Annotated in this window: 5 protein-coding genes, 1 tRNA gene and 1 pseudogene; 2 read left to right on the top strand and 5 right to left on the bottom strand. The window is 75.4% G+C overall.

The window, feature by feature from the left end:
• The first annotated feature begins 141 nt into the window (after window positions 1–141).
• Window positions 142–1,647 carry a CoA-acylating methylmalonate-semialdehyde dehydrogenase gene (locus tag Q0195_RS03880; protein ID WP_299274817.1) on the top strand — a complete coding sequence of 502 codons (1,506 nt, stop codon included), beginning with the start codon at window positions 142–144 and terminating at the stop codon, window positions 1,645–1,647.
• 74 nt (window positions 1,648–1,721) lie between these two features.
• On the opposite strand, the gene Q0195_RS03875 is transcribed toward Q0195_RS03880, so the two are convergent.
• The gene (locus tag Q0195_RS03875) at window positions 1,722–2,342 is read right to left on the bottom strand and encodes a hypothetical protein (RefSeq protein ID WP_299274820.1); all 621 of its coding nucleotides are present in this window, start codon (window positions 2,340–2,342) and stop codon (window positions 1,722–1,724) included.
• A 51-nt stretch (window positions 2,343–2,393) separates the two neighbouring features.
• On the opposite strand from Q0195_RS03875, the pseudogene Q0195_RS03870 reads away from it, so the two are divergent.
• Window positions 2,394–3,305, top strand: a pseudogene (locus Q0195_RS03870) (aminotransferase class III-fold pyridoxal phosphate-dependent enzyme); the annotation flags it as partial.
• A 182-nt stretch (window positions 3,306–3,487) separates the two neighbouring features.
• Here the strand turns inward: Q0195_RS03870 and Q0195_RS03865 are convergent.
• The 4 genes from Q0195_RS03865 to Q0195_RS03850 all read right to left on the bottom strand — a co-directional run bounded on the left by Q0195_RS03865 (window position 3,488) and on the right by Q0195_RS03850 (window position 5,598).
• Window positions 3,488–3,560: transfer RNA gene (locus Q0195_RS03865), tRNA-Ala, on the bottom strand.
• A gap of 73 nt (window positions 3,561–3,633) precedes the next feature.
• A complete protein-coding gene (locus Q0195_RS03860) occupies window positions 3,634–4,248 on the bottom strand; it encodes a histidine phosphatase family protein (protein WP_299274814.1) in 615 nt (204 codons plus the stop codon).
• Window positions 4,245–4,646 carry a ribosome silencing factor gene (gene rsfS, locus Q0195_RS03855; RefSeq protein WP_299274812.1) on the bottom strand — a complete coding sequence of 134 codons (402 nt, stop codon included), beginning with the start codon at window positions 4,644–4,646 and terminating at the stop codon, window positions 4,245–4,247. Before rsfS ends, Q0195_RS03860 begins: the two co-directional genes overlap by 4 nt.
• Complete coding sequence (locus Q0195_RS03850) at window positions 4,636–5,598, bottom strand: hypothetical protein (RefSeq protein WP_299274809.1); 963 nt, start codon at window positions 5,596–5,598, stop codon at window positions 4,636–4,638. Before Q0195_RS03850 ends, rsfS begins: the two co-directional genes overlap by 11 nt.
• Window positions 5,599–5,955: the final 357 nt, after the last annotated feature.

Raw genomic sequence — 5,955 nt, 5'->3', positions numbered from 1 at the left:
CCCCTCGTCGTCGACAACCGCATCCACGTCGTGCCGCCGTGCGTCATCACCGCCCAGGAGGTCGCCCGCGGGGTGGCCGCCCTCGACGAGGTGCTCGCCCTCGACCTGCTCGGCTGACCGATCACCCGGAAGGAGACACCCATGACCACGACAGGGACCGAGGTCCTCGACCACTGGATCGCCGGTGCCCCGCACCGCGGCACCGGCACGCGCACGGGACCGGTGTACGACCCGGCCAAGGGCGAGGTCGCCAGGCATGTCCGGTTCGCCACGGCGCAGGACGTCGACACCGCGGTCGGCGCCGCGCGGGAGGCGTTCGCGGCATGGAGCCAGGTCTCCCTGGCCAAGCGGCAGCAGGTGATGTTCGCCTTCCGGGAGCTGCTCGCGGCCCGGCAGGACGAGCTGGCGCAGATCATCACCGCGGAGCACGGCAAGGTGCTCTCCGACGCGCGCGGGGAGATCGCCCGCGGGCTGGAGGTCGTGGAGTTCGCCTGCGGCGCGGCGGCCCACCTCAAGGGCGAGTACTCCGTCAACGTCTCCACCGGGGTGGACGTCTACTCCGTGGTCCAGCCCCTGGGCGTGGTCGGGATCGTCAGCCCGTTCAACTTCCCGGCCATGGTGCCGCTGTGGTTCTTCCCGCTGGCCGTCGCGGCGGGCAACGGCGTGGTCCTCAAGCCCTCGGAGAAGGACCCGAGCGCGGCGAGCTGGCTGGCCGCCCTGCTCCACGAGGCGGGGCTGCCCGACGGGGTGTTCAACGTGGTCCACGGCGACCGGGAGGCCGTGGACGCGCTGCTCACCCACCCGGATGTCTCGGCGATCTCCTTCGTCGGCTCCACCCCGATCGCCAAGCACGTGTACGAGACGGCCACCGCGCACGGCAAGCGGGTGCAGGCGCTGGGCGGTGCGAAGAACCACATGCTCGTGCTGCCCGACGCCGACCTCGACCTCGTCGCCGACGCCGCCGTCAACGCCGGCTACGGCTCCGCCGGGGAACGCTGCATGGCGATCTCCGTGGTGCTCGCGGTGGAGTCGATCGCCGACGAGCTCGTCGCCAAGATCCGTGAGCGGATGGCCGGCCTGCGGATCGGGGACGGACGCCGCGGCACCGACATGGGGCCGCTCATCACCGGGGAGCACCGCGACCGGGTGGCCTCCTACGTCGACGTCGCGGTGGCCGACGGTGCCGAGCTCGTCGTCGACGGCCGCACCATCGAGCCCGACGGCGACCCCTCCGGATTCTGGCTGGGGCCCACCCTGCTCGACCGGGTGCCGACGTCGTCCCGGGCGTACACCGACGAGATCTTCGGGCCGGTGCTCTCCCTCGTGCGGGTCTCCGGCTACGAGGAGGGGCTGGAGATCGTCAACGCCAACCCGTACGGCAACGGCGCGGCGATCTTCACCAACGACGGCGGGGCGGTGCGCCGCTTCCAGCTCGAGGTGACGGCCGGGATGGTCGGGGTCAACGTCCCGATCCCGGTGCCGGTGGCCTACTACTCCTTCGGAGGGTGGAAGGCGTCCCTGTTCGGGGACGCCAAGGCCTACGGGCGGCACGGGCTGACCTTCTTCACCCGGGAGAAGGCGGTGACGAGCCGGTGGCTGGACCCCAGCCACGGCGGGCTCGACCTCGGGTTCCCCGAGCACGACTGAACGGGCACGGCGCGACGGCGCCCGGGCGGGGCACGTGGGCGCCGGCCGGCCGTGCCCACCGGCGCTCGGGGAGCCTACCGGTGCTCGGGGACGGACACCCCGAGCACCTGCTCCAGCGCCCGCACGTGCTCGACGGCGCGGCCCTCGCGGGCGGCGCTGCGTGCGTGGACGGTGGGGGTGTGCAGCAGCCGCGCGGCCAGCCGCCGGAGCGCCCGGGCGGCATCCTCGACGGGCAGCGCGCCGTCGGCGGGGAGGCGCTCGATCTCCTCGGCGACGGCGGCCTCCACCCGGCGGCGCAGGGCGACGACGGCCTGGTCGACCGCCCGGCCGGCGAGGTCCGCCGCGAGCCGCTCGACGCCCCGGTCGACCAGCTCGCGGGCCCGCTCGACCTCTGCGGCGGTGGTCGGCGGCACGTGCTCGCGCACGGTGGCCAGGTCGACGAGCCGCACCCCGGGCAGCTCGCCCACCGCCGGCTCGACGTCCCGGTTGAGCGCGAGGTCCACGACCACGAGATCGGCGCCGGCGGGCCGGGCGTCCAGCGCCGCCGTCACGGTCGCGACGTCGAGCACGGCCGGGCCGGTGCCCCGGCAGGTGACGACGAGGTCGGCGTCCGCGACGGCGCGGACGAGGTCGGAGACCTCCGTGGCGCCGTGCCGCTCGGCGAAGTCGGCAGCGCGCCCGGAGGCCGACCACACGGCGACGTCGTCCACGCCGCGGGCGCGGAGGGCCGCGAGCGCCACCCGGACCACGGGCACGTGGACGCGCTGCTGACCGCGGCCGGCTCCGGCGTCGCCACCTTCGGGCTGCCCGGCTCGGCGGGCGTCACCGCCGCGACGGCGGCGCAGACCGTCGTCGTGCCGTACAACGACGTCGCAGCGGTCCGCGAGGTGTTCGCCACCCGGGGTGAGGAGGTCGCGGCCGTCATCACCGAGGCGGCCCCGGCGAACATGGGCGTCGTGCCGCCCGACCCCGGGTTCAACGCGTTCCTGCGCGAGGTGACCCGGCAGCACGGCGCGCTGCTCGTCGTGGACGAGGTGCTCACCGGCTTCCGGGTCGGCGCCGCGGGCTGGTGGGGGCTGGAGCAGGAGGCGGCCGGCGCGACGGTCGGCGCGCCCGCATGGGCGCCGGACCTCGTCACCTTCGGCAAGGTCGTCGGCGGGGGGATGCCGCTGGCCGCCGTCGCCGGCCGGGCCGACATCATGGACCGGCTCAGCCCCACCGGGCCGGTCTACCAGGCGGGCACCCTCTCCGGGAACCCGCTGGCGACGGCGGCCGGGCTGGCCACCCTGCGGCTGGCCGACGCGGAGGTCTACCGCCGGGTGGACGAGGTCGCGGGCGTGGTCGCCGATGCCGTCGGTGCGGCGCTGACCCGGGAGGGGGTGCCGCACCGCGTCCAGCGGGCCGGCAGCCTGTTCTCGGTGTTCTTCGGGGAGGCAGCCGCCGCCGCGCCGGTGCGTTCCTACGACCAGGTCACGGCGCAGGACGCCTACCGCTACCCGCCGTTCTTCCACGCCATGCTCGACGCCGGTGTGGCACTGCCGCCCTCGGTCTTCGAGGCGTGGTTCCTGTCCGCCGCCCACGACGACGCGGCGGTCGAGCGGGTGCTGACGGCGCTGCCCGCCGCAGCCCGGGCCGCCGCCTCCGCGCGCCCGGAGTGACGTCCGCCCGCACGTCCGGGGTGGACGTGCACCGGGTGCTCCCGTCAGCACCGACGGGTCCGCTCGGACGGTGCACTGCGTGCTTCCGGTCGGGCGAGGCGCGCAGCGTGAGCGCTGCTCGTCGGGGGAAGGGGCACGGAGACGACGAACGCCCCGCACGTGGCGGGGCGTTCGTCTCGGGGTGGAGCTAGGGGGATTCGAACCCCCGACCTCTTCCATGCCATGGAAGCGCGCTACCAACTGCGCCATAGCCCCGCGATCCGTTGACGAGTCTAGACGACGCAGTACCCCGCTGACCAATTCCGGGACGGTGGCGCCCACCACACTCTCAGGCCCGCAGGTTGTGGGCGGTCAGCCGCCACCCAGGCCGGCGGCCCGGGTTGGGGCCGACGAGTGCCCAGGCGCAGTTGTCCAGGCCCGCGAGCCCGAACCAGCGCTCGGAGTCCAGGTCCAGCAGATGGGTCAGGCCCAGGGTGATCGCCGCGCCGTGCGCGACGACGACGAGCACGCCGTCGTCGTCCACCTCCGACACCGTCTCCAGCACCGCCGCCGCGACCCGGCGCCCGACCTCGTGCCGGGAGTCGGCACCGATCCCCTGCGGCTCCTCGCCCTGCCGCCATGCCCGGAAGGCCTCCGGCCAACCGGCCTCGATCTCGGCCTGGGTGAGCCCCTCCCACACGCCGAACGACCGCTCGCGCAGCCGGGGGTCCGGCTCGACCGGCAGCCCGGTCAGCGCACCGAGCACCTCGGCGGTACGCATCGCCCGCTTGAGGTCGGAGCTGATGATGCGGGTGGGCCCGAGCTCGGCGATCCGCGGTGCGGCGAGCACGGCCTGGCGCACGCCGGTGGTGTTGAGCTCGATGTCCGACTGCCCCTGCAGCCGTCCGGCAGCGTTGTAGTCGGTCTGCCCGTGCCGCCAGAAGATGATGGTGGGGCCGCTCATGCCGGCGCGCCGGCGTCGTCCCCGTCCGCGGTCTCGTGCAGGTCCGCCGGCAGCTCGATGACCGGGCAGTCCTTCCAGAGCCGCTCCAGGGCGTAGAACTCGCGGTCCTCGGTCTGCTGCACGTGGACGACGATCTCGCCGTAGTCGAGCAGCACCCAGCGCGCCTCGGCGAGACCCTCCTTCCGCGCCGCCTTCACCCCCTCGTGGTGGAGCGCCTCGTCGACGGCGTCGACGATCGCCCGGACCTGCCGGTCGGTGGCGCCGGAGGCGACGACGAAGGCGTCGGTGAGCACGAGCCGCTCACTGACGTCCAGGGCGATGATCTCCTCGGCCTTCTTCTCCGCCGCGGCTCGGGCGGCGACGACGGCGAGGTGACGGGATCTCTCGTCAGCTGGCACGGGGCTCCTCTGGGTCGATGGTGGTGGTGATGGGGAGGGAGGGTCGGGCGAGGTCGGCGTCGTCGGCCCCGTCGTCGAGCGCCTGGTCGGCGAGGAGCCAGATGAGCGCGCCGATGACGACGGCGACGAGGACGAGCACGGCGACCTTGACCACCGTCACGGCCGGGTTGGGACGCTCCGGGTCGGCGGGAGCGGGCTCCTCCATCCGCTCCCGCAGCGACCGGCGGCTCGGCAGCGGGACCTCGGCGGAGTCCGGGGACGCACCGGAGACGCTGCTGATCGCGATCCACTGTGGCCGCAGCGGGAAGACCGGTTCCTCCTCGGCCTCGCCGGCTCGCCGGTCGAAGTCACGGGCCGCGTCGCGCAGCGGGGTGTGCTCCGCCGGAGAGCGATGGCCGGTGGGGCGGGTGGGCCGCGGGGCGTCGGTGGTGTCGGCGGCCTCCGCAGGGGACGTGCCGGCGTCCGTGGGGGGTCGAGCGGCCGGCGACGCACCGGCGACGGCGCTGTCCGCCGGACGCCGACCCGCCTGCGCTGCACCGGGTCGAGCGGCCGACGACGCACCCGCGGTGCCGCCGTCCACCGCACGCCGAGCACTGGGCGATGGGTCGGTGGCGGCGTCCGTCCGGGCAGCCGGTGGTGCGCCGGTGTCGGCGGTGTGGCGGTCGGCGGCAGCGGCGGTGCCCGTGGCGGTCGTGTCGGCGGCGGAGCGGCGCCGCACCGGTGGCGTCTCGGGCACCGCCGGGAGGCCGGCGCCCGCCGTCGCGTCGACCTCACGCGGGTCCAGGTCGACGGAGAAGGTCTCGTGGGTGTCCCACGGAGCGGGACCGGCACCCGGCCCGGAGCCCTGAGCGCCCGCCGCACCCGAGTCCTGACCGCCCGCCCCACGGGGGGCGTCCGGCCGGACCACCGGCTGCACACCGGTGAGCCGGCCGGTGGAGTCCAGGGACCGCACCCCCTGGGCGGTGCGCGGCGCTCGGACGACGGGGCGTCGTCCCGTTGCCGTGCGTTCCTGCGGTGTCTCGGGACGGGTGGACGCCGTCGCGGCACGCTCTCGCAGCGAGCGCCGGCTCGGGAGCCGGGTGCCCCCCGCCGGCGTGGGACGCGCCGTCGACTCCGCCGAGGGCGCGGACGCGCCCGTCGCGGCCGAGCGCGCGGACCGAGCGGATGCGCCCGTAGACGCCGACCGGCTGGCGGGGCCGGACGTCGCGGCACCCGCCGCGAGCTCCGACCCGGCAGCCGGTGGCGTGGTCCCGGAGAATACCACAACCAGTTCATGCTGCTGTGTGGCCCGGACCGCTGCATCCTGCAC

The organism is uncultured Georgenia sp. (genome assembly GCF_937958535.1).
Taxonomy (GTDB): domain Bacteria; phylum Actinomycetota; class Actinomycetes; order Actinomycetales; family Actinomycetaceae; genus Oceanitalea.
Note: the sequence above shows the minus strand (reverse complement) of the source record. Positions and strands in the feature narration are given on the sequence as shown.